The organism is Pseudomonas sp. TSRC2-2 (assembly GCF_049897785.1).
Classification (GTDB): Bacteria; Pseudomonadota; Gammaproteobacteria; order Pseudomonadales; family Pseudomonadaceae; genus Aquipseudomonas.
In genome coordinates this window covers 140,519-166,811 of record NZ_JAFCWZ010000012.1, presented here as the reverse complement: position 1 = coordinate 166,811, position 26,293 = coordinate 140,519, and the positions used below count along the sequence as shown (strand labels likewise).

General features: G+C 60.2%; 24 protein-coding genes. 6 read left to right on the top strand and 18 right to left on the bottom strand.

Annotated elements, in window-relative coordinates:
• Positions 1-79 precede the first annotated feature (79 nt).
• Genes ACP7D9_RS23380 through ACP7D9_RS23355 form a run of 6 tightly spaced genes read left to right on the top strand, consistent with a single transcriptional unit; the run spans position 80 to position 6,032 of the window.
• Positions 80-1,174: an ABC transporter ATP-binding protein gene (locus ACP7D9_RS23380; protein ID WP_426159729.1), complete on the top strand. Its 1,095-nt coding sequence runs from the start codon at positions 80-82 to the stop codon at positions 1,172-1,174.
• Positions 1,174-2,286, top strand: a complete 1,113-nt coding sequence (locus ACP7D9_RS23375) for an ABC transporter ATP-binding protein (protein ID WP_426159728.1) — start codon at positions 1,174-1,176, stop codon at positions 2,284-2,286. The genes ACP7D9_RS23380 and ACP7D9_RS23375 overlap by 1 nt, the downstream gene beginning before the upstream one ends.
• A complete protein-coding gene (locus ACP7D9_RS23370; RefSeq protein ID WP_101159118.1) occupies positions 2,283-3,149 on the top strand; it encodes a carbohydrate ABC transporter permease in 867 nt (288 codons plus the stop codon). The genes ACP7D9_RS23375 and ACP7D9_RS23370 overlap by 4 nt, the downstream gene beginning before the upstream one ends.
• Positions 3,150-3,158: 9 nt before the next feature.
• Complete coding sequence (locus tag ACP7D9_RS23365) at positions 3,159-3,959, top strand: carbohydrate ABC transporter permease (protein WP_426159727.1); 801 nt, start codon at positions 3,159-3,161, stop codon at positions 3,957-3,959.
• Positions 3,960-3,969: 10 nt separating this feature from the next.
• The gene (locus ACP7D9_RS23360) at positions 3,970-4,242 is read left to right on the top strand and encodes a DUF2160 domain-containing protein (RefSeq protein ID WP_038861868.1); all 273 of its coding nucleotides are present in this window, start codon (positions 3,970-3,972) and stop codon (positions 4,240-4,242) included.
• A 47-nt stretch (positions 4,243-4,289) separates the two neighbouring features.
• The gene (locus ACP7D9_RS23355) at positions 4,290-6,032 is read left to right on the top strand and encodes an ABC transporter substrate-binding protein (protein WP_101159117.1); all 1,743 of its coding nucleotides are present in this window, start codon (positions 4,290-4,292) and stop codon (positions 6,030-6,032) included.
• A gap of 101 nt (positions 6,033-6,133) precedes the next feature.
• On the opposite strand, the gene ACP7D9_RS23350 is transcribed toward ACP7D9_RS23355, so the two are convergent.
• The 18 genes from ACP7D9_RS23350 to ACP7D9_RS23265 form a co-directional block, all read right to left on the bottom strand.
• Complete coding sequence (locus tag ACP7D9_RS23350; RefSeq protein WP_426159726.1) at positions 6,134-6,988, bottom strand: alpha/beta fold hydrolase; 855 nt, start codon at positions 6,986-6,988, stop codon at positions 6,134-6,136.
• The gene (locus tag ACP7D9_RS23345; protein ID WP_426159725.1) at positions 6,979-7,896 is read right to left on the bottom strand and encodes a class I SAM-dependent methyltransferase; all 918 of its coding nucleotides are present in this window, start codon (positions 7,894-7,896) and stop codon (positions 6,979-6,981) included. Before ACP7D9_RS23345 ends, ACP7D9_RS23350 begins: the two co-directional genes overlap by 10 nt.
• A gap of 41 nt (positions 7,897-7,937) precedes the next feature.
• Positions 7,938-9,164 carry a YcaO-like family protein gene (locus ACP7D9_RS23340; protein ID WP_426159724.1) on the bottom strand — a complete coding sequence of 409 codons (1,227 nt, stop codon included), beginning with the start codon at positions 9,162-9,164 and terminating at the stop codon, positions 7,938-7,940.
• A gap of 46 nt (positions 9,165-9,210) precedes the next feature.
• Positions 9,211-9,339 carry a hypothetical protein gene (locus tag ACP7D9_RS23335; RefSeq protein WP_256589828.1) on the bottom strand — a complete coding sequence of 43 codons (129 nt, stop codon included), beginning with the start codon at positions 9,337-9,339 and terminating at the stop codon, positions 9,211-9,213.
• A 467-nt stretch (positions 9,340-9,806) separates the two neighbouring features.
• Positions 9,807-11,270, bottom strand: a complete 1,464-nt coding sequence (nuoN, locus tag ACP7D9_RS23330; RefSeq protein ID WP_101159113.1) for an NADH-quinone oxidoreductase subunit NuoN — start codon at positions 11,268-11,270, stop codon at positions 9,807-9,809.
• Between the two features lie 7 nt (positions 11,271-11,277).
• Positions 11,278-12,810, bottom strand: coding sequence for an NADH-quinone oxidoreductase subunit M (gene nuoM, locus ACP7D9_RS23325; RefSeq protein ID WP_016775285.1), 1,533 nt, complete (start codon positions 12,808-12,810; stop codon positions 11,278-11,280).
• A gap of 39 nt (positions 12,811-12,849) precedes the next feature.
• The gene (gene nuoL / locus ACP7D9_RS23320) at positions 12,850-14,703 is read right to left on the bottom strand and encodes an NADH-quinone oxidoreductase subunit L (protein WP_101159112.1); all 1,854 of its coding nucleotides are present in this window, start codon (positions 14,701-14,703) and stop codon (positions 12,850-12,852) included.
• Positions 14,700-15,008, bottom strand: a complete 309-nt coding sequence (gene nuoK / locus ACP7D9_RS23315; RefSeq protein ID WP_003180046.1) for an NADH-quinone oxidoreductase subunit NuoK — start codon at positions 15,006-15,008, stop codon at positions 14,700-14,702. The genes nuoL and nuoK overlap by 4 nt, the downstream gene beginning before the upstream one ends.
• 3 nt (positions 15,009-15,011) lie before the next feature.
• Complete coding sequence (gene nuoJ, locus ACP7D9_RS23310; RefSeq protein WP_090284375.1) at positions 15,012-15,512, bottom strand: NADH-quinone oxidoreductase subunit J; 501 nt, start codon at positions 15,510-15,512, stop codon at positions 15,012-15,014.
• Between the two features lie 9 nt (positions 15,513-15,521).
• The gene (gene nuoI, locus ACP7D9_RS23305) at positions 15,522-16,070 is read right to left on the bottom strand and encodes an NADH-quinone oxidoreductase subunit NuoI (RefSeq protein WP_016775283.1); all 549 of its coding nucleotides are present in this window, start codon (positions 16,068-16,070) and stop codon (positions 15,522-15,524) included.
• 11 nt (positions 16,071-16,081) lie between these two features.
• Positions 16,082-17,089: an NADH-quinone oxidoreductase subunit NuoH gene (gene nuoH, locus ACP7D9_RS23300; protein WP_039763316.1), complete on the bottom strand. Its 1,008-nt coding sequence runs from the start codon at positions 17,087-17,089 to the stop codon at positions 16,082-16,084.
• Positions 17,086-19,800 carry an NADH-quinone oxidoreductase subunit NuoG gene (gene nuoG, locus ACP7D9_RS23295; RefSeq protein ID WP_426159723.1) on the bottom strand — a complete coding sequence of 905 codons (2,715 nt, stop codon included), beginning with the start codon at positions 19,798-19,800 and terminating at the stop codon, positions 17,086-17,088. Before nuoG ends, nuoH begins: the two co-directional genes overlap by 4 nt.
• A gap of 136 nt (positions 19,801-19,936) precedes the next feature.
• Positions 19,937-21,292 carry an NADH-quinone oxidoreductase subunit NuoF gene (nuoF, locus tag ACP7D9_RS23290; RefSeq protein ID WP_064363636.1) on the bottom strand — a complete coding sequence of 452 codons (1,356 nt, stop codon included), beginning with the start codon at positions 21,290-21,292 and terminating at the stop codon, positions 19,937-19,939.
• Positions 21,289-21,786, bottom strand: a complete 498-nt coding sequence (gene nuoE / locus ACP7D9_RS23285) for an NADH-quinone oxidoreductase subunit NuoE (protein WP_003223804.1) — start codon at positions 21,784-21,786, stop codon at positions 21,289-21,291. Before nuoE ends, nuoF begins: the two co-directional genes overlap by 4 nt.
• 2 nt (positions 21,787-21,788) lie before the next feature.
• On the bottom strand, positions 21,789-23,573 hold the full coding sequence (gene nuoC / locus ACP7D9_RS23280; protein WP_426159722.1) for an NADH-quinone oxidoreductase subunit C/D: 1,785 nt from the start codon (positions 23,571-23,573) through the stop codon (positions 21,789-21,791).
• 69 nt (positions 23,574-23,642) lie between these two features.
• Positions 23,643-24,317, bottom strand: coding sequence for a NuoB/complex I 20 kDa subunit family protein (locus ACP7D9_RS23275; protein WP_016775278.1), 675 nt, complete (start codon positions 24,315-24,317; stop codon positions 23,643-23,645).
• Positions 24,318-24,327: 10 nt separating this feature from the next.
• Entirely contained in the window at positions 24,328-24,741 is a 414-nt protein-coding gene (locus tag ACP7D9_RS23270; RefSeq protein WP_003223812.1) for an NADH-quinone oxidoreductase subunit A, read from the bottom strand.
• A 365-nt stretch (positions 24,742-25,106) separates the two neighbouring features.
• Positions 25,107-26,276, bottom strand: a complete 1,170-nt coding sequence (locus ACP7D9_RS23265) for an aminotransferase class III-fold pyridoxal phosphate-dependent enzyme (protein ID WP_426159721.1) — start codon at positions 26,274-26,276, stop codon at positions 25,107-25,109.
• Positions 26,277-26,293: the final 17 nt, after the last annotated feature.

Below are 26,293 nucleotides of genomic sequence, written 5' to 3'. Positions count from 1 at the left end.
TCAACCACTTGCCATTTCTGGCATGAATGTCGCTCTGTTGCTCCGGTCGCTTGACTCCAAAAATAAAAAAGGCCGAGCCATGTCACTCACCCTGGAGCACGTCAGCCGTACCGTCGAGGGCCAGATCTGGATCGATGATGCGTGCCTGAAATTCGAACCCGGATCCTTCAACGTTCTGCTCGGGCGCACCCTGTCCGGCAAGACCAGTCTCATGCGCCTGATGGCCGGCCTCGACAAGCCCGACAGCGGCCGCGTGCTGATGAACGGCGTCGACGTCACCCAGCGCCCGGTGCGGCTGCGCAATGTGTCGATGGTCTATCAGCAGTTCATCAATTACCCGACCATGACCGTGTTCGAGAACATCGCCTCGCCGCTGCGCCAGGCCGGTGTGGCGAAAGACATCATCCACAGCAAAGTGCTGGAAACCGCAAAGATGCTGCGCATCGAGAAGTTTCTGCAGCGCTATCCGCTGGAGCTGTCCGGTGGGCAGCAGCAGCGCACGGCCATGGCCCGCGCCCTGGTCAAGGATGCCGAGCTGATTCTGTTCGACGAGCCGCTGGTCAACCTCGATTACAAGCTGCGCGAAGAACTGCGTCAGGAAATGCGTGAGTTGTTCAAAGCGCGCCACACCATCGCCATCTACGCCACCACCGAACCCAACGAAGCGCTGGCCCTCGGCGGCACCACCACCATCCTGCACGAAGGTCGGGTGATCCAGAGCGGGCCGTCGACTTCGGTGTATCACCAGCCGCAAACCGTACTGGCCGCCGAATTGTTTTCCGAGCCGCCGATCAACCTCATGCCGGGACGCATTGCCGGCAACGAAGTCAGCTTCGCCAATTTCGTCCACTTTCCGTTGAACGTCGACCTGCGCCCGGTGGGTGAGGGCGAGTTCCGTTTCGGCGTACGACCCAGCCATATCTCGCTGGTGCCGAGCAACGACGATGATCTGGAACTGGCGGTGACCGTCGAAGTGGCCGAAATCAGTGGTTCGGAAACCTTCCTGCACGTGCGCAACGAGCATTTCTTGCTGGTGCTGCATCTGCCGGGTGTTCACGAATACGACGTCGATGCGCCGATCCGCATTTATATCCCGACCCACAAACTGTTCGTTTTCGATGCGCAGGGCCGTCTGGTGCAAGCACCGGGCCGGCGTGTCGCGAGGGTTGCCTGATGGCCGAAATCCGTTTGCAGCACCTCGCCCACAGCTACAGCAAAACCCCGAGCGGCGCTGAGGACTACGCGATCCGCGAGATGGATCACATCTGGGAGCAGGGCGGTGCCTACGCCTTGCTCGGCCCGTCAGGTTGCGGCAAGTCGACCTTGCTCAACATCATTTCCGGCCTGCTCAGCCCCTCGCAGGGCCATGTGCTGTTCGACGGCAAAGCGGTGAACGACCTGACCCCGGAGAAGCGCAACATCGCCCAGGTTTTTCAGTTTCCGGTGGTCTACGACACCATGAGCGTGTTCGACAACCTCGCTTTTCCCTTGCGCAATCAGGGCATGGCCGAGGCGAAAGTGCACAGCAAGGTGCAGGAAATCGCCGAAGTCCTCGACCTGCAGAATCTGCTGAGCAAGAAGGCGCGCAACCTCACCGCCGACGAAAAACAGAAAGTCTCGATGGGCCGGGGGCTGGTGCGCGACGACGTCTCCGCAATTCTGTTCGACGAGCCGCTGACGGTGATCGACCCGCACCTGAAGTGGAAACTGCGGCGCAAGCTCAAGCAGATCCACGAGCAGTTCAACATCACCATGGTCTACGTCACCCACGATCAACTGGAAGCCTCGACCTTCGCCGACAAGATCGCGGTGATGTACGGCGGCCAGATCGTTCAGTTCGGCACGCCACGGGAATTGTTCGAGCGGCCGAGCCATACCTTTGTCGGCTACTTCATCGGCAGCCCGGGGATGAATCTGATCGAGGTGCAGCCGCAGCCCGGTGGCGTCGGTTTCGCCTCGACGCACTTGCCGTTGTCCGACGCCTTGCAGCGCCATATCGAGCACGGCCAGTGGAAAAATCTCAAGGTCGGCATCCGTCCCGAGTTTATTCACGTCTGGGACGAGCCGTTTGACGACGCGATGCAGGCCAACGTCGTACACGTCGAAGACCTCGGCACCTACAAGATCATGACCCTCAACCTCGACGGTGCGCCGTTGAAGGTGCGCCTGGCTGAAGACAAGCCGGTGCCTCAAGGCACGGCTTACATCAGTTTTCCGGCGCAATGGCTGATGGTCTATGCCGATGAGTTTCTCCTGGAAGTCAGCGACGAGGAGGTGCAGCCATGAACAAGGTGCAGAACAACAAGGCCTGGTGGCTGGTGTTGCCGGTGTTTCTGCTGGTGGCGTTCAGTGCGGTGATCCCGATGATGACCGTGGTCAACTATTCGGTGCAGGACATCTTCGACCAGTCCAGCCGCTACTTCGTCGGTGCCGACTGGTACAGGCAGGTGCTGCTCGACCCGCGTCTGCACGACTCGCTGCTGCGCCAGTTCATCTACTCGGCCTGCGTGTTGCTGATCGAAATCCCGCTGGGCATCGCCGTCGCGCTGACTATGCCGACCAAGGGCCGCTGGTCTTCGGTGGTGCTGATCATTCTGGCGATTCCGTTGCTGATTCCGTGGAACGTGGTCGGCACCATCTGGCAGATCTTCGGCCGCGCCGACATCGGCCTGCTCGGTTCCAGCCTCAATGCCATGGGCATCAGCTACAACTACGCCGCCAACACCATGGACGCCTGGGTGACGGTGCTGGTGATGGACGTCTGGCACTGGACTTCACTGGTGGCGCTGCTGTGCTTCTCCGGCCTGCGGGCGATTCCCGACGTGTATTACCAGGCCGCGCGCATCGATCGCGCCTCGGCCTGGGCGGTGTTCCGCCACATTCAATTGCCCAAGCTGAAAAGCGTGCTGCTGATCGCGGTGATGCTGCGCTTCATGGACAGTTTCATGATCTACACCGAGCCGTTCGTGCTCACCGGCGGCGGGCCGGGTAATGCCACGACTTTCTTGAGTCAGACGTTGACGCAGATGGCTGTAGGGCAATTCGACCTTGGTCCGGCAGCGGCGTTTTCGCTGGTGTACTTCCTGATCATCCTGTTGGTGTCGTGGCTGTTTTATACCGCCATGACGCACTCCGACGCCAACCGCTGAGGCCCGGCCATGAGCAAGAGAAAGCTTATTCCGTTGCTGGTGTACGTCCTGTTCCTGCTAGTGCCGATCTACTGGCTGCTGAATATGTCGTTCAAGAGCAACACCGAAATCCTCGGCGGCCTGACGCTTTTCCCACAGGCCTTCACGCTGGCGAACTACAAGGTGATCTTTACTGATCCGAGCTGGTACACCGGTTATCTCAATTCGCTGTATTACGTCAGCCTCAACACGGTGATTTCCCTGAGCGTGGCGTTACCGGCGGCTTACGCGTTTTCACGCTATCGTTTCCTCGGCGACAAGCACCTGTTCTTCTGGCTGCTGACCAACCGCATGGCGCCGCCGGCGGTGTTTTTGCTGCCGTTCTTTCAGTTGTATTCGTCGATCGGCCTGTTCGACACACACATCGCTGTGGCGCTGGCGCACTGCCTGTTCAACGTGCCGCTGGCGGTGTGGATTCTCGAAGGCTTCATGTCCGGTGTGCCCAAGGAGATCGACGAAACCGCCTACATCGATGGCTACAGTTTTCCCAAGTTCTTCGTGAAGATTTTCATCCCGTTGATCGGCTCGGGCATCGGTGTCACGGCGTTTTTCTGCTTCATGTTTTCCTGGGTCGAACTGCTGCTGGCGCGCACGCTGACCTCGGTCAACGCCAAGCCGATTGCGGCAGTCATGACGCGAACAGTGTCGGCATCGGGGATTGATTGGGGCGTGTTGGCAGCGGCAGGGGTGCTGACCATCCTGCCGGGCATGCTGGTGATCTGGTTTGTGCGCAACCACGTGGCCAAGGGCTTTGCCCTCGGTCGAGTCTGAGGAGCTGATGATGGAATGGATGAGCTGGACGACACCGACCGCCGCGTTCTTCATCGGCATCGGTCTGATTCTGGTGGGCATGACCACTTGGGAATTGCGCTCGCCGAGCATCTTGCGGCGAGGGTTTTTGCCGATTGCCACCACCCGTGGCGATCGCTTGTTTATTGGTCTTCTCGGCAGCGCCTACCTGCACTTGCTGGTAATCGGCGTCACCGACTGGAGCATCTGGGTGGCGTCCGCGTTGTCCCTGGTGTGGCTGTTGGCTGTGATGCGTTGGGGCTAGTCGAATCGTTCGGCAACGCGGCTCCACAACTTAAACAGGAGGTCTCTATGTTCGATAAAAACAATAAGCTGCGACATAGCATTTCATTGGCAGCCATGCTGGCACTCAGCGGTTTGAGCGCATCTGCCTGGGCCGACGCCTACGAAGATGCTGCGAAAAAATGGATCGGCAGCGAGTTCAAGCCCTCGACCCTGACGGCCGAACAGCAGCTGGAAGAATTGAAGTGGTTCATCAAGGCCGCCGAGCCGTTTCGCGGCATGGACATCAAGGTCGTTTCCGAGACCCTGACCACCCACGAATATGAATCGAAAGTGTTGGCCAAGGCGTTCAGCGAAATCACCGGGATCAAGCTCACCCACGACCTGCTGCAGGAAGGCGACGTGGTCGAGAAAATGCAGACGGTGATGCAGTCGGACAAGAACATCTATGACGGCTGGGTCAACGACTCCGACCTGATCGGCACGCACTTTCGCTACGGCAAGACCGAATCGATCACCGACCTGATGGCCAACGAAGGCAAGAACTTCACTTCGCCGACCCTCGACATCAAGGACTTCATCGGCATTTCTTTTACCACCGCGCCGGACGGCAAGATTTATCAGCTGCCCGACCAGCAATTCGCCAACCTGTACTGGTTCCGCGCCGACTGGTTCGAGCGCGCCGATCTGAAAGCCAAGTTCAAGGAAAAGTACGGTTACGAGCTGGGCGTCCCGGTGAACTGGTCGGCCTATGAAGACATCGCCAAATTCTTCAGTGAAGACGTCAAGGAAATCGACGGCAAACGCGTTTACGGGCACATGGACTACGGCAAGAAAGACCCGTCGCTGGGCTGGCGCTTCACCGATGCCTGGTTCTCCATGGCCGGGGGCGGCGACAAGGGGCTGCCCAATGGTTTGCCAGTGGACGAGTGGGGTATTCGCGTCGAAGACTGCCATCCGGTCGGCTCCAGCGTGACCCGCGGCGGCGACACCAACGGCCCGGCGGCGGTGTTCGCCACCACCAAATACGTCGACTGGCTGAAGAAATACGCACCACCGGAAGCGGCTGGCATGACTTTCTCGGAGTCCGGGCCGGTGCCTTCGCAGGGCAATATTGCCCAACAGATCTTCTGGTACACCGCGTTCACCGCCGACATGACCAAGCCGGGCCTGCCGGTGGTCAACGCCGACGGCACGCCGAAGTGGCGCATGGCACCATCGCCCAAAGGCCCGTATTGGGAAGAGGGTATGAAGCTGGGCTATCAGGACGTGGGTTCGTGGACATTCATGAAATCCACCCCTGAGAAACAGAAACTGGCAGCGTGGTTGTACGCGCAGTTCGTCACCTCGAAAACCGTGTCGCTGAAGAAAACCATCGTCGGCCTGACGCCGATTCGTGAGTCGGACATCAACTCGCAAGCGATGACCGATCTGGCGCCGAAACTTGGCGGGCTGGTCGAGTTCTATCGCAGCCCGGCCCGCGTGCAGTGGTCGCCGACCGGGACCAACGTGCCGGACTATCCGCGTTTGGCGCAGCTGTGGTGGAGCCACATCGCCGAAGCGGCCAGCGGCGAGAAGACCCCGCAACAGGCGCTCGATGGCCTGGCGAAAGACCAGGACCGCATCATGGAACGCCTCGAACGCTCCAAGGCTCAGGCCGTGTGCGCACCGAAGATGAACCCGGAACGCGACGCGCAGTACTGGTTCGACCAGCCGGGCGCACCGAAGCCGAAACTGGCCAACGAGAAGCCTAAAGGCGAAACCGTGAGTTATAGCGAACTGCTGAAATCGTGGGCGGATGCGCGTAAGTAACAGCTGAAATGGAGAAAGCGAACGGCACCGGAAGGTGCCGTTTTTCATGCTGGTTGGACACCACTCCGCCATGGGCGTGGGCCGCAGCTTGGTAGCTGATATCAATCCCGTCTCAATGCGTGACGAACGGCATCCAGCACGGCGGGCTCAAAGGCGTTATGCCCCGAGCGCAACAAACGGGCCTCGACGAACTGGCGCTGACGCAACCAGCGCAGGCTGGACATGCCGTAGGTGTCTTTGACGCCTTGAATCACCAGGGTATCGCTGCTGAGCGAGAGGTTTTCGTCTGCCTGGCTGAAGAAGTAGCGATTGAGGTGATAATGCAATTCCAGACGAACAGCGCGAATGGCTTCTTGATCGGTAAACCGCGCCAACACCTCGTTGGGCATCGACTGCCCGTTCAGTCCGAGCGTCGCTTGCAACCATTGCATCGCCGCCTGTCGCTGTTGATCCTCAGAGCCTTGGTCGAGTTTGTGATAGAGGCTGCGACTTGAACCGCTGCCTGCTACCTGCAAAGCAGCATTGATTGCCCTGTCGAAAGTGCGAACGTTGGCCGGGAACGGAACGAAAATCGAGACCAGAGTGGTTTTCCTCAACGCACAGCGGTACTGCTGCTGGTACTGGATGGCCAGCCAGCTTCCCCAGGAAATGCCTAGCAGACTGATTTGCTCCAGGCCAAAGTGCAGGCGCAAGGCCTCAATATCCTGAACGCACAGACGCGAGTTGTTGTGGCGCCTCTGCCCATGCGGGCGTGATCGGCCGCAGCCGCGCTGATCCAGCAAAATGACGTCGAAGTGACGCAGGTCGAAAAACCCCAGATGCTGACGGCTGCAGCAGCCGCCCGGCCCTCCATGTAAAAAGAACACCGGCTCGGCCCCAAACGTTCCGTGGCGTTCCCAGTAAAGCCGATGGCCATTCTGCCGCGTCAAGTAACCGCTGGCTTCGTTCAAGGGCATGGCGCCTTCATGTGATAGAACTGAAACAATTCCTGGTGCCCGCTGCGCGCCCCTGTGCTCGATACCCTTGCAAGTCCATGGGTATAAGCCAGCCAGGGCACGGCGGACAATACCGGCGTATGGCCAAACAACAGAATTGTGCCTGCGGGTTTTACGCAACGTAACAGACTTGAAAACGCGCAGTTCGCCTCGCGACGGGTCAGGACTTCGGCATTGAGAAAGCGCAGGATCAGAACGTCGCAGCGCATACCCGCGTCAGCAGCCCTTGCCGCCTCCATGACGTGGTATTCGGCACGCGAGTCTGCGTGGTGGCGCCTGGCGTATTCGATCATCGTGGCCGAACGATCACTGCCGACGAAATGCCCACCGGCAAGTTCGGCGGCCAGACAGGCGATGAACTCGCCCGTAGAGCAGGCCGGGTCGTAAACCAGATCGCCGGGTTTGAGCAATGGGCCCAGCACTGCCACGCAATGTTCGCGAAAGTGCAGTTCGTCTGCGTTCAGCTGCTCGGCCAGCGACTCGTGACCCTGCCAGTAATCCGCCGGGCAAACGGCCTCGTTACCGTCATGATCGGTCGCCGTGAAAGGGAAATGGATCTCGCTGTGCAGGTCCCTGCGCGCGGCTTGGAAAACTTCGGCTCGCTCCTCCAGCGTAGCGGTATGAAAGTAGAACGACACGCCGTCATCGCTCCATTGCGACTGCAGGTGGGGGCCGAGCAACATGGCCGGATTCAAAAGGCTGTTCATGCTCCAGCGATGATCGGCGTCGCGTTGCAAGACCTTGCGGCCGATCCAGTCCCGACCACGGACCCGCAAGAAAAATACCTGATGCAAACCCTGTCGGGTCGGTTCAACGAAACAACCGATCGGGCCGGCGTATTCGATGTGTGCGGACAAATTCTTCGCCATTGCCATTTCATTCAAGTTTGAGAGCGCAGGTGTCCGGTTATTCATGAACACACCTCTGCGCGCAACCTGCGTAACGTACGACCGCGAGCGTGGGGAACCACGACATTGCCGCTCGAGACGATGAAAAATCGCTCCAGTGCGGGTATCACCACATTGATCAGGCTGGTGCCCAGGTTGGTTTGATGAACGATGGAAATGCCGAAGTCATGCCCATGCTGGCGCAGACTTTCGCTCAACTGTTCGATCTGCGAAGCCAATGGTGCTTGCGCTCCGGCTTCGGGCAATGTCACGGCGTGATGAGCACAGCGATGCAGCAAAACATCGGGATTGAACAGCAGACAGCGCAGCAGGCGTGGAAAAGGTGAGAGGTGGCGCTTTGCGTTGCGCAGCGATCTGGCGAATTCTTCCCCCGCTGCGGCGTGATGCAGTTGTACCAGTTCGGTCAGTGCGCGCCAGGCGGCGTGGCTCGGGCAGAGGGAACAGCCTGAACCGAATACCCGGATGTGCGTTCCGGGCGCTGCGGAAAAAGCCAGGAAAGTGCGAGCGACGAACTCGGTACTGATATCCACCAGCACGACCTCAGCGCCGAGTTCCCTTTCGGCATCCGTCCATAATTGCCCGAGCGCATCACGCTCACCAGGACGGGTGACTCTGCGCAGGGGGGGGTGATTCTGATAGTAAAAGTGGTCCAGCAAGAACAGCGAAACCGCGTCTCTTTCAATGCATTCGTTGATGGCGTGTAACAACGCCTCGTTGTAACTGGCGCCAATGGCGGTGCCGCTGTTGCTGGAATATCGACGCAGGGCGCGGCTGTCCGCCGCGTCCTGGGCGAAAACCTCGAGTGAGTGCGGTGACGTCAGCGCGAGCGGGTAGTAGAAGTGTCCGCAAGGAGGACAGCTGTAGCGTCGGCAGGCGATACGGCGGTTCGGCTGTTTCACAAGCATTCGCACGGGATCGTTGTCGAAAAGCCTGTCCGAAAAGTAGTCCACCGGAACGTGATGAACATCCGTTGCCGAGAGTCGATCGGTCCAATAGTGTTCGAGAGATTCATAGAGCGCGCCGATGCCAGCCTGCACTGCATAGCCCTTGCCAGCGCCTCGGGCGGCAGGCACTCCTTCGCGATCGATAAGGGTCACTTGTACCGCAACAACTTTCTGGCCAAGGGTGCGTATGACGGGAGTCATTGCCAGCCGACTCAATTCGGTCTGGATGCGCTGGCAGGCCTGGTCAGCTGTCAGTTCGCGTTCGACCATTGTGATTGCGTTCATGATCCCTCCTGATAGAGAACGGGAGGGGATACCCCCCGTTCATTACTCACTGTGCGTCCAGCTCCGCCAGTTCTTCCTCACTGAGTTGCAGCGTTTCGATCTGATCCGTTTCGCTGGTCTGCTCATCGTCCAGCTCGACAATTCGGTTGGCGTTCCAACTGCTCATGTAGCCCATGGTTCGATTCCTGTTGTGTGGATGAACGTGCTTGTTTGCACGACTCGAATCTATAAGCCGGGCCGCGCCCGGTCAAAAATGTCCAGAAGTGTCGATATCGGGATTGAACGGTCGTCGAAACACATGCACAACATTCTGAGGTTGAGAGGCAAGATCTGCGGTTTAAGCCGCGTTGCCGGGGGAACGCCCAGCATTCGGCGCAGGAAACTGGAAGTACCGGCGAGGCATGATGCCGGGCGACTGTGGGATATTTCAGCGGAGGTTTTGAGAAAGTCAGGCCTTGGAAAACCTGATCATCAGACTTTCGTGTGTTTGCGGTGAGCTCTCCTGCCGCCAATTGAGAGAATTCCTACATTCGCGCTCGTCCTGGCTCGGCAACGAGGCCGCGCGGCTGGTCATGAACTCAACGGAAACAAAAACGGCACCCGAAGGTGCCGTTTCCATTTGTAGCCAGATGAGCCGAGCAATCAGCCCGCCAGGCCCGCCTGCTGTACCAGCACGAGCAATGGCTGCGGGTAAACACCCAGGAAAAATGCGACCAGGGCGATGGCCAGCAGCATCACGCCGCCTGCCTTCTGTTCCCAGTGCAGCTGAGCGTCGTGGCGACGCAGGTTTGGCTCGATCAGGTAGAGGGTGACCATCACGCGCAGGTAGTAGAAGACGCCGATGGCGCTGCCCAGCACCAGAGCGCCGACCAGCCACCACTGACGCGTTTCGACGCCGCTGGCGATGATGTAGAACTTGCCGATGAAGCCTGCGGTCAGCGGGATACCGGCCAGGGACAGCATCATCACGGTCAGCACGGCGGTCAGGTACGGACGGCGCCAGAACAGGCCGCGGTATTCGTACAGGGCGTCGGCGTCACGGCCGTTGTACGGCGACGACATCAGGGTGATCACGCCGAACGCGCCGAGGCTGGTGATCACGTAGGTGACCAGGTACACGCCGATGGCTTCCACCGCCAGACCCTTGCTCGCCACCAGCGCGATCAGCAGATAGCCGAAGTGCGCGATGGACGAGTAACCGAGCAGACGCTTGAGGTTGCTCTGGGTCAGGGCCAGCAGGTTACCGAACAGGATCGAGGCAACGGCGATGACGCTCAGCACGTCGCTCAGCACACCGCTGCTGGCGGCAGGGGAGATCTGGAACAGACGCACCATCACCGCAAACACGGCCACCTTCGACGCGGTGGCGAGGAACGCCGCCACCGGTGCCGGAGCGCCTTCGTAAACGTCCGGCGTCCACAGGTGGAACGGTACCAGCGACAGCTTGAACGCCAGGCCGATCAGCATCATGCCCAGGCCCAGTTGCGCCAGCGGACTTGGCAGACCCGTTGCAGCCAGCGCCTGACCGATGCCAACGAAGCTCAGCGAGCCTGCGTCTGCGTACAACAGCGCCATACCGAACAGCAGGAACGCGGAACCGGCGGCCGAAAGCACCATGTACTTGATGCCGGCTTCCAGCGAACGTTTGTTGAAGAAGGCGTAAGCCACCAGACCGTAAACCGGTACCGAGAGCAGTTCCAGACCGATGAACAAACCGGCCAGGTGCTGCGCGCTGACCAGAACCAGACCACCGGCGGCGGCCATCAGGATCAGCAGATACAGTTCCTCGCGGTTGCCCGGGTAACCCGAACCGCCATCACCGAGGTAGGCGTGGGCGAGGGTGACGCAGGCGAGGGTGGCGACCAGGATCATCGCCATGTACAGGCAGGCGAACGCGTCGATCTGCAGCAAAGGCGTCACGGCCAGAGGCGCGACTTTCAGAGCCGGCAGGATCGACAGCAACGCCAGGTTCAGACCCGCCACCGAAATCAGGAAGGTCTGCGAGTGGTTGCGGCGCCAGGCGATTGCCAGCATCACCACGATAATGGTGAGGCTGGTGATCAACAGTGGCGCAAGCGCAATAAAGTGTTGAATCGTGAATTCCATAGCGCTCTTACCGGGCCGAAGCGAGTTGAGAGAAGGCGGTGCCGAGCCACTGCTGCACGCCATGCATCGTGGCGGCAGAGGTGTCGAGGAACGGTTGAGGGTAGACGCCGAGGTAAATCAGCAGCACCGCCAGACCGAGCACCATGATCAGTTCGCGCGCATCCATGCCGTGCAGCACCGCGTCGGATTTCGACGGGCCGAAGTAGGCACGGTGGATCATGATCAGCGAGTAGACCGAACCGAACACCAGACCGGAGGTGGCAATCGCCGTGACCCATGGAGCGCTGGCGAAAGAACCGATCAGGATCAGGAACTCGCCGACAAAGTTACCGGTACCCGGCAGGCCCAGCGACGCCGCCGCGAAGAACAGGCTGATCGCCGGCAGGTACGCAATACGCGACCACAGGCCGCCCATCTCACGCATGTCCCGAGTGTGCAAACGCTCGTACAACTGACCGCTGAGGATAAACAGTGCCGCCGCCGACAGACCGTGCGCGAGCATCTGGATCACTGCGCCCTGCAGGGCCAGTTGGCTGCCGGAGTAGATGCCGATCAACACGAAACCCATGTGGGAAACGGAGGAGAAGGCGATCAGACGCTTGATGTCGGTTTGTGCGAACGCCAGGAACGCGCCGTAGAAGATGCCGATCAGACCGAGGGTCATGGCGATCGGCGCAAACTCGGCCGAGGCATTCGGGAACAGCGGCAGGGCGAAACGCAGCAGGCCGTAGGCCGCAGTTTTCAGCAGGATACCGGCGAGGTCGACGGAACCGGCCGTCGGCGCCTGGGCGTGGGCATCAGGCAGCCACGAATGGAACGGCACGACCGGCAGCTTGACCGCGAAGGCGATGAAGAAACCGAGCATCAGAATGTACTCGGTGGTCATCGACATCTTGGTTTTCAACAGGTCGGCGTAGTTGAAGGTGATCACGCCAGTGTTGTTGAAGTTGACCAGCACCAGACCGAGGATCGCCACCAGCATGATCAGGCCGGAAGCCTGAGTGAAGATGAAGAACTTGGTCGCTGCGTAGATCCGGGTTTTCTTGCCGTCCGAAGAGCTGTGACCCCAGAGCGCGATGAGAAAGTACATCGGCACCAGCATCATTTCCCAGAAGAAGAAGAACATGAACAGGTCGAGGGCGAGGAACACGCCGACCACACCGCCCAGGATCCACATCAGGTTCAGGTGGAAGAAGCCAACGTGACGTTGAATCTCTTTCCACGAGCAGAGTACCGAGAGGATACCCAGCAGACCGGTCAGCAGGATCATCAACAGCGACAGGCCGTCGAGGGCCAGATGCACGTTGATGCCGAAACGCTGGATCCAGACATGCTTGAACTCAAGCGCCCAAGTCGGATCGGCGCCTGGCGCCGGTGCGAATGAATAGTCACCGTGGGCCCACAGCCAGAGGCCAAGGGCGAGTTCCAGGGTCATGGTCAACAGCGCAATCCAGCGCGGGAGGGTAGCGCCGAAGCGCTCACCCATCCAGCACAGCAGGCCGCCGATGAAGGGGATCAGGATTAGCCAGGGCAGAATCATGACGGGCTCGTTTCCTTTCGCAAATTCGCAAGGTTCATATCAGACCGCTACCAGCACGATGGCGCCGATTACCAGCACGGCACCAGCAGCCATCGAGGCGGCGTACCAACGCAGTTGACCGGTCTCGGTACGGCTCAGGGCAGTGTGACCACCCTTGGCCATACGCGGGATCAGACCGATGGTCTGGTCGAGCGGGTCTTTGCGCAGTACATGGCTGATCGCAAGGTACGGCTTGACGAACAGTTTGTCGTAGATCCAGTCGAAGCCCCAGGCAGCGAACCACCAGGCCGAAAGGAAACGGCCGATGCCGCTGTTGGCGATCGCCGTGACGAAACGACGCTTGCCGAGGAACAGCAGGGCCGCCAGCAGGATACCGGCCAGGGCGATGGCGCCCGAGGCGATTTCCAGACTGTGCTTGGCTTCGCCACCGGCATGACCAACGCTTTGCGGCAACACGCCGTGCAGCGGCGGCACGATCATCGCGCCAACGAAAGTCGACAGCACGATCAGCACCGACAGTGGCAGCCAGTGCGCAATGCCGTGGCCGGCATGGGCTTCGGTCTTGGCTTCACCGTGGAACGCGATGAAGATCAGGCGGAAGGTGTACAGCGAGGTCATGAACGCACCGACCAGACCTGCGTAAAGCAGACCCTGATTGCCGCTGGCGAACGCTTCCCAGAGGATTTCGTCCTTGGAGTAGAAGCCTGCGGTGACCAGTGGCAGAGCAGCCAGTGCAGCACCACCGACGATGAAGCTGGCGTAGGCCAGTGGCAGTTTCTTCCACAGACCACCCATCTTGAAGATGTTCTGCTCGTGGTGGCAGGCAACGATCACCGCACCGGAGGCAAGGAACAGCAGGGCCTTGAAGAAGGCGTGGGTCATCAGGTGGAAGATCGCGCCTTCCCAGGCACCCACGCCCAGCGCCAGGAACATGTAGCCGATCTGGCTCATGGTCGAGTAGGCGAGGATACGTTTGATGTCGGTTTGCACCAGCGCGGCGAAACCGGCCAGTACCAGCGTCACACCACCGACGATGCCGACCAGGTGCAGGATATCCGGCGCCAGGGTGAACAGACCGTGGGTACGGGCGATCAGGTAGACACCGGCGGTTACCATGGTCGCGGCGTGAATCAGTGCCGACACCGGGGTAGGGCCGGCCATCGCATCAGCGAGCCAGGTTTGCAGCGGCAGTTGTGCCGATTTACCGACCGCGCCACCCAGCAGCATCAGGGTGGCCAGGGTGATCCAGAAGTCGCCGACCTGGAATTTCTGCGGTGCCAGCACCAGCAGTTCCTGAATGTTCAACGTGCCCACTTGCTGGAACAGGATGAACAGGCCGATGGCCATGAACACGTCACCGATCCGGGTCACGATGAAGGCCTTGAGTGCCGCGTTACCGTTGTTGCGGTTGCTGTAGTAGAAACCGATCAACAGGTACGAGCACAGGCCCACGCCTTCCCAGCCGAAGTACAGGAACAACAGGTTATCGCCGAGCACCAGGAACAGCATGCTGGCGATAAACAGGTTGGTGTACGAGAAGAAGCGCGAGTAGCCCGCTTCGCCGCGCATGTACCACGACGCGAAGAGGTGGATCAGGAAACCGACGCCGACCACCACGCCGAGCATGGTGATCGACAGGCCGTCGATGTACAGGGCGAAATCAGGCTTGAAGCCTTCCACCGCCATCCACTGCCACAGCACCAGGGTGTAGTGACCGCCTTCGGGCGGCGCGACGTTGAATTGCCAGATGACGTAGGCGGTGACAATCGCCGACAAGCCAATGGAACCCACGCCGACCAGCGCCGAGAGGTTTTCCGACCAGCGTCCACGGGAGAACGACAGCAGCAGGAAACCGATGAGAGGAAATACGAAAGTCAGAAAGATCAGGTTCATCCGCGCATCTCACTGGCAGCGTCGATATCGAGCGTGTGGAAGCGGCGATACAGTTGCAGCAGGATCGCCAGACCAATACTGGCCTCGGCGGCTGCCAGGCTGATCACCAGGATGAACATGATCTGTCCATCCGGCTGCGCCCAGCGGGCGCCCGCGACGATGAAGGCCAGGGCAGAGGCGTTCATCATCACTTCCAGACTCATCAACACGAACAAAATGTTGCGGCGGACCATCAGGCCGACCAGACCAAGGCAGAACAGGATGCCGGCAACGGCTAAACCATGTTCGAGAGGGATAGCAGGCATGTCTTACTCCTTCGCCTCGTTACGGCCCAAATGGAACGCCGTGACGGCTGCGGCGAGCAGCAGCATCGAGGCGAGTTCGACCACCAGCAGGTACGGGCCGAACAGGCTGATGCCCACGGCCTTGGCGTCTACGGTGGTGTGGCCGATGGCCTGACCGCTCTGGTGAGCGAACAGCACATACAGCAGTTCGGCCAGCAGCAGACCGGCAAGAATCACCGGGCCCGCCCAGATGCCGGGCTTGAGCCAGGTGCGTTCCTGCTGAACCGAGGCCGGGCCAAGGTTCAGCATCATCACCACGAACACGAACAGCACCATGATGGCGCCGGCGTAGGCGATCACTTCCAGCACACCGGCAAACGGTGCGCCGAGCGCGAAAAACGTCATGGCCACAGCGATCAACGAGATGATCAGGTAGAGCAGGGCGTGCACAGGGTTGGTGTTGGTGACCACACGAAGCGTGGACACCACAGCAATACCCGATGCGAAATAGAAAGCGAATTCCATCGTTCTTCCTTAAGGCAGCAAGCTCTTCACGTTGATCGGTTCGGCTTCGTTCTGCGCAGCGCCTTTCGGCTTGCCAGCGATTGCCATACCTGCAACACGATAGAAGTTGTAATCAGGGTTTTTGCCGGGGCCGGAGATCAGCAGATCTTCTTTCTCGTACACCAGGTCCTGACGTTTGAACTCGGCCATCTCGAAATCCGGCGTCAGCTGGATCGCGGTGGTCGGGCAGGCTTCCTCGCAGAGACCGCAGAAAATGCAGCGCGAGAAGTTGATGCGGAAGAAGTCCGGGTACCAGCGACCGTCTTCGGTTTCAGCTTTCTGCAGCGAGATGCAACCCACCGGGCACGCCACGGCGCACAGGTTGCAGGCTACGCAGCGTTCTTCGCCATCGGGGTCGCGGGTCAGGACGATGCGGCCACGGTAGCGCGGCGGCAGGTAGACCTGCTCCTCGGGGTATTGCAGGGTGTCGCGCTTGCGAAAGCCGTGGCCGAAGACCATGACCAGGCTGCGCAACTGGGTACCGGTACCCTTAACGATGTCGCCAATATATTTGAACATGGGTCAAATCCTCACTGAACCGCAACCGCAGGCGTGTTCAACAACACAACCGCAGCGGTCACCAGCAAATTGATCAGGGTCAGTGGCAGGCAGAATTTCCAGCTGAAATCCATCACCTGGTCATAACGCGGACGCGGGATGGACGCGCGCAGCAGGATGAACAGCATGATGAAGAACGCGGTCTTCAGTGCGAACCAGACGAAGGACAGTTGCGGCAGGATGCCGAACGGACCGTGCCAGCCACCGAAGAACAGGGTGACCAGCAGCGCCGAGATCAGGATGATGCCGATGTATTCACCGACGAAGAACATGCCCCATTTCATACCGGCGTATTCAATGTGGTAACCGTCGGCCAGTTCCTGTTCCGCTTCCGGCTGGTCGAACGGGTGACGGTGAGTCACGGCGACGCCAGCGATGAAGAAGGTACAGAAGCCGAAGAACTGCGGAATGATGAACCACAGGTTCTGCGCCTGGTATTCGACGATGTCGCGCATGTTGAACGAACCGACCTGCACCACGATGCCCATCAGGGCCAGGCCCATGAACACTTCGTAGGACACGGTCTGCGCCGAGGCACGCAAGCTGCCCAAAAGGGCGAACTTGTTGTTGCTCGACCAGCCGGCGAACAGCACCGCGTACACCGACAGACCAGCCATTGCGAAGAAGAACAGCAGGCCGATGTTCAGATCCGCCACGCCCCAGGTCGGGGTGATCGGGATGATCGCGAAGGCGATCAACAGGGCGGACATGGCCACCACCGGTGCCAGGGTGAAGATCACCTTGTCGGCAAACGGCGGGGTCCAGTCTTCCTTGAAGAACATCTTCAACATGTCGGCGGCGATCTGGAACATGCCGAACGGGCCAACGCGGTTCGGACCGTAACGGTCCTGCCACCAGCCCAGCAGGCGACGTTCGACAAAGCTCAGCAACGCACCTGCGACCACCACGGCCAGCAGAATCACGATGGCTTTGATGACCGTCAGGATCACATCGATCACTTCAGGGGTGAACCAGGTCATTGCGCTGCCTCCTGCAGACCGTCGACGGACACACCGGCGAATGCCGGTGGAATGCCGGCGATGCCCGCAGGCAATGCCACCAGACCGGCGCCCAGTTCTTCATTGATGCGCAGCGGCAGACGCAGGGTCTGGCCGGCCACGTTCAGGCTCAGCAGGGCACCGTCGTTGACGCCCAGACGATCCGCTTCGGATTTCGCCAGTGCCACGTAAGGGGCCGGAATGCGCTCTTGCACCGGTGCGGCTTTCGAAGAGTTTTCTTCGCTGCCGAACAGGTGGAAGAACGGCACGGCTTGCCAGGTACCCGGCGCCGGGTTGAATGCACGCGGCGCGGCGGCGAACCAGTTCAGCGAGTCGCCGGTGCTTTCGATCAGGCGGGTGCCCGGATCGCCAGCACGCAGGTGACCACCGACTTCGTCCTGGAACTTGTTCCACGCTTGTGGCGAGTTCCAGCCCGGCGACCAGGCAAACGGCACCTGCTGACGCGGTTCGGCAGAGCCCGAGTAACCTTCCATGGAGAAGGCGAACGCGGTGTCCTGGTCTTGCGGCATGCGTGGTTCGTGGACGCTGATATCGGCGCGCATCGCGGTGCGACCGGAATAACGCAGCGGCTCACGCGCCAGTTTCAGACCCTTGATGCGGAACGCCGCGGACGGCGCGGCATCGACGATGCGCGCCAGCTGTTCGGTGCTCGAGGCCACGGCAGCGGTGACGTGGTCGAGTTGCGTCCAGTCGATCGGCTGGTTCAGCAGGGTCGCACGCAGAGCGTGCAGCCAGCGCCAGCCTTCGTGTACCAGAATGCTCGCGTCGAGGTACTGCGGGTCGAAAACCTGGAAGAAGCGCTGGGCGCGACCTTCCTGGCTGACCAGCGTACCGTCGCCTTCGGCGAAGCTCGCTGCTGGCAGAACCAGTTGCGCGCGTTCGGTCGTCGCGGTTTTCTGATGGTCGGCAACGATCACCACTTTCGCAGCGTTCAGTGCAGCGTCGACCTTGGCTTTGGCGGTGCGGGTGTACAGATCGTTTTCCAGCACGACGATCGCATCAGCCTGGCCATCAATGACCGTTTGCAGCGCGGCGTCGACCGATTCGCCACCGAGCATGGCCAGACCGAGGCTGTTGGCTTCCGGCACGATCAGGCTGATCGAACCGTTCTTCTCGCGCAGCTTCAAGGCTTTGGCGATGTTCGCTGCGGCTTCGATCAGCGCTTTCGAACCGAGCGAAGTGCCGGCGATGATCAGCGGACGTTTGGCCGCGAGCAGGGCGTCGGCGATGCGCTGCGCCAGTTCCAGAGCTTCGGCGTCCAGGCCTTCAACGGCCGGGGCGCTGGCATCCAGCGCGTGAGCAACGGCGAAACCGATGCGTGCCAGATCGTCGGGAGCGGCGTGTACACATTCTTCGGCGACGTCGTCGAGTTTGGTTTCAGCGAGGCTGGCGATGAACAGCGGATTCAGCGCGTGCTGACCGATGTTCTTCACAGCGGCGTCGAGCCAGGGCTGGACGCGCATGGCTTCAGCCATGTCTTCAGCCTTGCCCTTGACCGATTGGCGCAGGGCCAGCGCCATACGCGCGGCGGTCTGGGTCAGGTCTTCGCCGAGGACGAAGATCGCGTCGTGATCTTCGATGTCGCGCATGTTCGGCACGGGCAGCGGGCTGTCTTTCAGCACCTGCAGAACCAGACGGATGCGCTCCAGTTCGGACGCTTCAATACCCGAGTAGAAGTGCTCGGCGCCGACCAGTTCGCGCAACGCGTAGTTGCTTTCGAGGCTGGCACGCGGCGAACCGATACCGACGATGTTGCGGCCGCGCAGCAGGTCGGCGGCTTTATCCAGCGCGTCGTCCAGGCTCAGCCTGGTGCCGTCGGCCAGCAGCGGCTGACGTGGGCGATCGGTGCGGTTGACGTAGCCATAACCGAAACGGCCACGGTCGCAGAGGAAGTACTGGTTCACCGAACCGTTGAAACGGTTTTCGATGCGACGCAGTTCACCGTAACGCTCGCCCGGCGAGATGTTGCAGCCGCTCGAGCAGCCATGGCAGATGCTCGGGGCGAATTGCATGTCCCACTTGCGGTTGTAGCGCTCGGAGTGAGTCTTGTCGGTGAACACACCGGTCGGGCAGACCTCGGTGAGGTTGCCGGAGAACTCGCTTTCGAGGGTGCCGTCTTCAACGCGACCGAAGTACACGTTGTCGTGGGCGCCGAATACACCGAGGTCGGTGCCGCCAGCGTAGTCCTTGTAGAAACGCACGCAGCGGTAGCAGGCGATGCAGCGGTTCATTTCGTGGGAAATGAACGGGCCCAGTTGCTGGTTCTGGTGGGTGCGTTTGCTGAAGCGATAACGGCGCTCGTTGTGGCCGGTCATCACCGTCATGTCTTGCAGGTGGCAGTGGCCACCTTCTTCGCACACCGGGCAGTCGTGCGGGTGGTTGGTCATCAGCCATTCGACAACACTGGCGCGGAACGCCTTGGATTCTTCATCGTCGATGGAGATCCAGGTGTTGTCGGTGGCAGGCGTCATGCAGGACATGACGATGCGACCACGGGTGTCGTTCTCGTCGGTGTACTGCTTGACCGCGCACTGGCGGCAGGCCCCGACGCTACCAAGCGCGGGGTGCCAGCAGAAATATGGAATGTCGAGGCCCAGCGACAGACATGCCTGTAACAGGTTGTCTGCCCCGTCGACTTCGAGCGCTTTGCCGTCTACGTGGATAGTGGCCATGGTTCAAAGGTCTTCGTTGGCCCGGTGTCAGCGGGCGTGGCTAATGGAATCTTGTGATGCGTCCGAATCCAGTCAGCCCCGAAGGGCGTCATCGGACGAAAGGCGAAGGGCACGGACCCTTCGCCTTTTTAAGCGTTTACGCGCCGACTACGATCGGCCTTGCCAGAGGCGGGACGGCGGCGCTGACAGGCGCGATACCGGCTTCGAACTCTGGACGGAAGTATTTGATGGCACTGCCCAATGGCTCCACGGCACCCGGTGCGTGAGCACAGAAGGTCTTGCCCGGGCCGAGGAAACCGACCAGACCCAGCAGGGTCTCGATGTCGCCTGGCTGACCCTTGCCCTGTTCGATGGCCATCAAGAGCTTGACGCTCCATGGCAGGCCATCGCGGCACGGAGTGCAGAAACCGCACGATTCACGGGCGAAGAACTGCTCCATGTTGCGCAGCAGCGAGACCATGTTGACGCTGTCGTCCACCGCCATCGCCAGACCGGTACCCATACGGGTGCCGACCTTGGCGATGCCGCCGGCATACATCTGTGCGTCGAGGTGTTCCGGCAACAGGAAACCGGTACCGGCGCCACCTGGCTGCCAGGCCTTGAGCTTGAAGCCGTCGCGCATGCCGCCGGCGTAGTCTTCGAACAACTCGCGACCGGTGACGCCAAACGGCAGCTCCCACAGGCCCGGGTTCTTGACCTTGCCGGAGAAGCCCATGAGCTTGGTGCCCATGTCTTCGGAGCCTTCGCGAGCCAACGATTTGTACCAGTCGACGCCGTCGGCGATGATCGCCGGCACGTTGCACAGGGTTTCGACGTTGTTCACGCAGGTCGGCTTGCCCCACACGCCAACGGCGGCAGGGAAGGGCGGCTTGGAGCGAGGGTTGGCGCGGCGGCCTTCGAGGGAGTTGATCAGTGCGGTTTCTTCACCGCAGATGTAACGCCCGGCGCCGGTGTGGACGAACAGCTCGAAATCGAAACCGCTGCCCAGAATGTTCTTGCCCAGCAGGCCCGCAGCCTTGGCTTCTTCCACGGCACGGTTGAGGTGCTTGGCGGCGGTGGTGTATTCCCCGCGCAGGAAGATGTAGCCACGGTAGGTTTTCAGCGCGCGAGCGCTGATCAGCATGCCTTCGATCAGCAGATGGGGCAGTTGCTCCATCAGCATGCGGTCTTTCCAGGTGTTCGGCTCCATTTCATCCGCGTTGCACAGCAGGTAGCGGATGTTGATGGATTCGTCCTTGGGCATCAGGCCCCACTTCACGCCAGTGGGGAAACCTGCACCGCCGCGACCTTTGAGGCCGGCGTCTTTCACGGTCTGAACGATGGCGTCCTGATCCATGTCGGCGAAGGCTTTGCGCGCAGCAGCGTAACCGTTCTTGGCCTGGTACTCGTCGAGCCATACGGCTTCGCCGTCATCGCGCAGACGCCAGGTCAGCGGGTGAGTCTCGGCCGATCGCTGAATGCGGTTGGCAGGACCGAAAGATGTCAGGGTCATACGTAGCCCTCGAGCAGTTTGGCCACGCCAGCAGGCTGCACGTCGCCAAAGGTGTCATCGTCGATCATCAGCGCCGGTGCCTTGTCGCAGTTGCCGAGGCAGCAGACAGGCAGCAGGGTGAAACGACCGTCGGCGGTGGTCTGACCCAGGCCGATGCCCAGATTGTTCTGGATTTCGCTGACCACCGATTCGTGGCCACCGATGTAGCAGACCATGCTGTCGCAGACGCGAATGATGTGGCGGCCGACCGGTTGACGGAAGATCTGGCTATAGAACGTCGCCACGCCTTCAACGTCGCTGGCCGGGATGCCGAGGATCTCGCCGATGGCGTACAACGCGCCGTCCGGCACCCAGCCGCGTTCCTTCTGAACGATCTTCAGGGCTTCGATCGACGCCGCGCGCGGGTCTTCGTAGTGATGCAGCTCGTGCTCGATGGCCGAGCGCTCGGTTTCACTCAAGGTGAAACGGTCTGTCTGGATAAGCGTGCTGTTCATGCTTAGCGGTCCACGTCGGCCATAACGAAGTCGATACTACCCAGGTACGCAATCAAGTCCGCGACCATGCTGCCTTTGATCACCGAAGGGATCTGCTGCAGGTGCGGGAAACTCGGTGTGCGGATCCGGGTACGGTAGCTCATGGTGCCGCCGTCGCTCGTCAGGTAATAACTGTTGATGCCCTTGGTCGCTTCGATCATCTGGAAGGATTCGTTGGCCGGCATGACCGGGCCCCACGAAACCTGCAGGAAGTGCGTGATCAGGGTTTCGATGTGCTGCAGCGTGCGCTCTTTGGGCGGCGGCGTGGTCAGCGGGTGATCCGCCTTGTACGGGCCTTCCGGCATGTTGCGCATGCATTGATCAATGATCTTGATGCTCTGGCGCATCTCTTCGACGCGGACCATGCAGCGGTCGTAGGCATCGCCGTTGACGGCCAGCGGCACTTCGAATTCGAAGTTCTCGTAGCCCGAGTACGGACGCGCTTTACGCAGGTCGAAATCGCAACCGGTCGAACGCAGGCCGGCACCGGTGACGCCCCATTCCAGGGCTTCTTTGGTGTTGTACGCAGCAACGCCGACGGTACGCCCCTTGAGGATGCTGTTCTGCAGCGCAGCCTTGGTGTATTCGTTCAGACGCTTGGGCATCCACTCGACGAAATCCTTGACCAGTTTTTCCCAGCCGCGCGGCAGGTCGTGGGCAACACCACCGATGCGGTACCAGGCCGGGTGCAGACGGAAACCGGTGATGGCTTCGATCACCGTGTACGCCTTCTGGCGGTCGGTGAAGGTGAAGAACACCGGGGTCATCGCGCCGACGTCCTGGATGTAGGTACCCAGGAACAGCAGGTGGCTGGTGATCCGGAAGAACTCGGCCATCATGATGCGGATGACGTCGACCTTCTGCGGCACCTTGATGCCGGCCAGCTTCTCGACCGAGAGCACGTACGGCAGGTTGTTCATCACGCCGCCGAGGTAGTCGATGCGGTCGGTGTAGGGAATGTAGCTGTGCCAGGACTGACGCTCGCCCATCTTCTCGGCACCACGGTGGTGGTAACCGATGTCGGGAACGCAATCGACGATCTCTTCACCGTCCAGCTGCAGGATGATGCGGAACGCACCGTGCGCCGAAGGGTGGTTCGGGCCGAGGTTGAGGAACATGTAGTCCTCGTTGGCGCCGGAACGCTTCATGCCCCAGTCTTCAGGGCGGAAACGCGCGGCTTCTTCCTCAAGCTGCTGCTTGGCGAGGTTGAGGCTGAACGGATCGAATTCGGTGGCGCGCGCCGGGAAGTCCTTGCGCAGCGGGTGACCTTCCCAGGTCGGCGGCATCATGATGCGCGACAGGTGCGGGTGGCCTTTGAAGTCGATGCCGAACATGTCCCAGACTTCGCGCTCGTACCAGTTGGCGTTCGGCCAGATGCTGGTGACGGAAGGCATGCTGAGGTCGCCTTCGGACAAGGCGACCTTGATCATCACGTCACTATTACGCTCCAGCGACATGAGGTGATAGAACACGGTGAAATCGGCGCCGGTCGGCAGCCCTTGACGCTTGGTGCGCAGACGCTCGTCCACGCCGTGCAGGTCATAGAGCATGACGTACGGCTTGGGCAGGTTGCGCAGGAAAGTCAGGACTTCAACCAGTCTGGCGCGGGCCACCCACAGCACCGGCATGCCGGTGCGGGTTGCCTGAGCGGTGAACGCTTCGGCGCCAAAGCGGTTGTTCAATTCGACGACCACATCCTGGTCGTCTGCCTTGTAAGGCGGGATGTACAGAGCACTGCCTGTAGTCATGGTTATTTTTTCGCTTTCGGTCAACGTAAAGAATGAAGCCAGCTTCTCGTTACTAGGAACAGATCTGGATCAGACTTCGTCAGGGCTGCGCAGGTTGGTGACTGCGATTCGCTGTTCGCGGCGCTGTTCCTTCTGCGATGGCATGTCGGCGCGATAGACGCCTTGATCACCAACGACCCAGGAAAGCGGACGGCGCTCCTGTCCAATCGATTCCTGCAACAGCATCAAGCCTTGCAGAAATGCTTCCGGACGGGGCGGGCAGCCAGGTACGTAGACGTCCACGGGCAAGAACTTGTCCACGCCTTGAACCACGGAGTAGATGTCGTACATGCCGCCGGAGTTGGCGCACGAACCCATGGAAATAACCCATTTCGGTTCGAGCATCTGCTCGTAGAGACGCTGAATGATCGGCGCCATCTTGATGAAGCAGGTCCCGGCGATAACCATGAAGTCGGCCTGACGCGGCGAGGCCCGGATGACTTCGGCACCAAAGCGCGCGATGTCGTGGGGCGCCGTGAAGGCGGTGGTCATTTCCACGTAGCAGCACGACAGGCCGAAGTTGTACGGCCACAGGGAGTTTTTACGTCCCCAGTTGACCGCGCCACTCAGCACGTCTTCCAGCTTGCCCATGAAAATGTTTTTGTGGACTTGATCTTCTAACGGATCAGCAACGGTTTCCCGCTGGCCAATCGGATACTGCTCGTTAGGAGCATCGGGGTCGATCCTGGTGAGATTGTATTGCATTGCCAAAGCCTCATTGTTTCAGCTTCGCCTGCCGCTTGCGACGAGCTTCCGGAGCCCAGTCAAGGGCGCCCACTCGGAACAGGTAGACAAGACCTGCCAACAGAATTGCTATGAAAACGAGAGCTTCGACGAATCCGGTCCAGCCGCTTTCGCGGACGGACACAGACCAGGCAAAGAGAAAGAGGGCTTCGATATCGAAGATCACGAAGAGCATCGCGACCAGATAGAATTTGGCTGAGAGCCGCAAGCGGGCGCCACCGGTAGGTAGCATGCCCGACTCGAACGGTTCGTTTTTGCTGCGACCCCAGGCTTTTGACCCGAGGAGGCTGGAGACGCCAAGCATGAAGGCACAGAGGCCGACGACACCCAGAAGGAAAATGGCAAAGCCCCAGTTGTGGGCCATGAGTCCTGTCGCTTCGGGCATGCTGGTAATCCTTAACAGAGAGCAAAGGTCTCTGAGCTTGATAAAGAAAATGGCAGTGACGATATGTCGCAGCAATCAATCGGGCTGATTTTATGGCTAAACACCCGGCAAGTAAAATTCCAAAGGCGAAATTATTTACCGGATTAAGGACATAGCGCTTGCTCAACGCCCTGCGGCCCATGCGTTGCGGGCATTAGCCGGGTTTGCGTCAATTATGTTTTGTGGGCTATGTAATGAACATAGTTGCGGCTAAATGATAATTGATATCGTTTGCGGTGGTTTTGTAACTGTTTAACGAGTTAAGGGTTGGGAAGTTGTCTTACTTGCCGATTACTGCTGCCTTCATCTCTTCAACCACCGCTTCATCATGTGCGGAACGACAGATAAATCCGACCATAAGGCGAGGGCATCACCAGCACGCCGGCTTCGCGCAAGGCCAGATGCAGCGCCTGGCTAAACTGCGCATCTCCACGCTCCAGCGCCTCGGCATAATTGCTCGGCACCTGCGCCGACGGCCAGATCCCGAACACATTCCCGTAACCGCTGGTACTCACCGTCAACCCATGCGCCTTGAACGAGGCCTGCACCGAAACTCGCAGGGCCTCGCCCCGGGCAATCAAGCGCTGATAATCCGCGTCATCCAATTGATCCAGGGTGCTGGTGACCGCTGCACACGCCATCGGATTGCCGCTGAACGTCCCGCCACGCAGCACGCGACCTTGCTCAAAGCCCGCGAGAATATGTGGCTTGCCGACGATCGCCGACACCGGCACACCATTGCCAATGGCCTTGCCGACACTGGCGATGTCCGGATCCAGCCCCGCCTGTAAACCCGCGAGCCCGGCGAACAAGCGAAAACCCATCAGCACTTCATCGCAGATCACCAGCGCGCCATGCCGATGTGCGACTTGCTGCACATGCAGCAGATAGCCGGGTGCCGGCATGATGCAGCCAGCATTGGCGAGCATCGGTTCGAGGATCACCGCAGCGATATCCGAGTCCTCAGCGAACAGTCGCTCGACATCATCGAAGTCATTGAAACGCAGCAGCGTGGTGCGCGGCGTGGCCGGTCGCTGACCATCAACGAAATTCGCCTCACTGGACGAAACGTTGCCGAAGCTGACGTCGTCGAACCAACCGTCGAAGCCCGCAGCCATTTTCGCAATGCGCCCGCGCCCGGTATAGGCGCGGGCAGCGCGGCAGGCCAGATGCACCGCTTCGCTGCCGGAGTTGGTGAAAATCACTTTGCTCAGCGCGCCGGTGTGCGCCGCCAGTGCTGAGGCCGCAGGGTGTTCGCGAACATGCGCCCATGACGGCGCGGCAGAGTCAGCCAGTGCCGCCGCGACTTGTTCATTGACGCGATTATTGGCATGCCCCAGCAGTACCGCGCCAAAGCCGAGCGCGGTGTCGATGTAGCGGCGACCTTTATCGTCATAAACGTAAGCATCCTTGCCGTTGCGGATAAACAGCGTTTCGCCATTGAGTTGCGGGAGGATGCGCGCGGCGCTGGATACATCGCCAATCAGGTTACGCATAGAAGCCTCTGTACTAA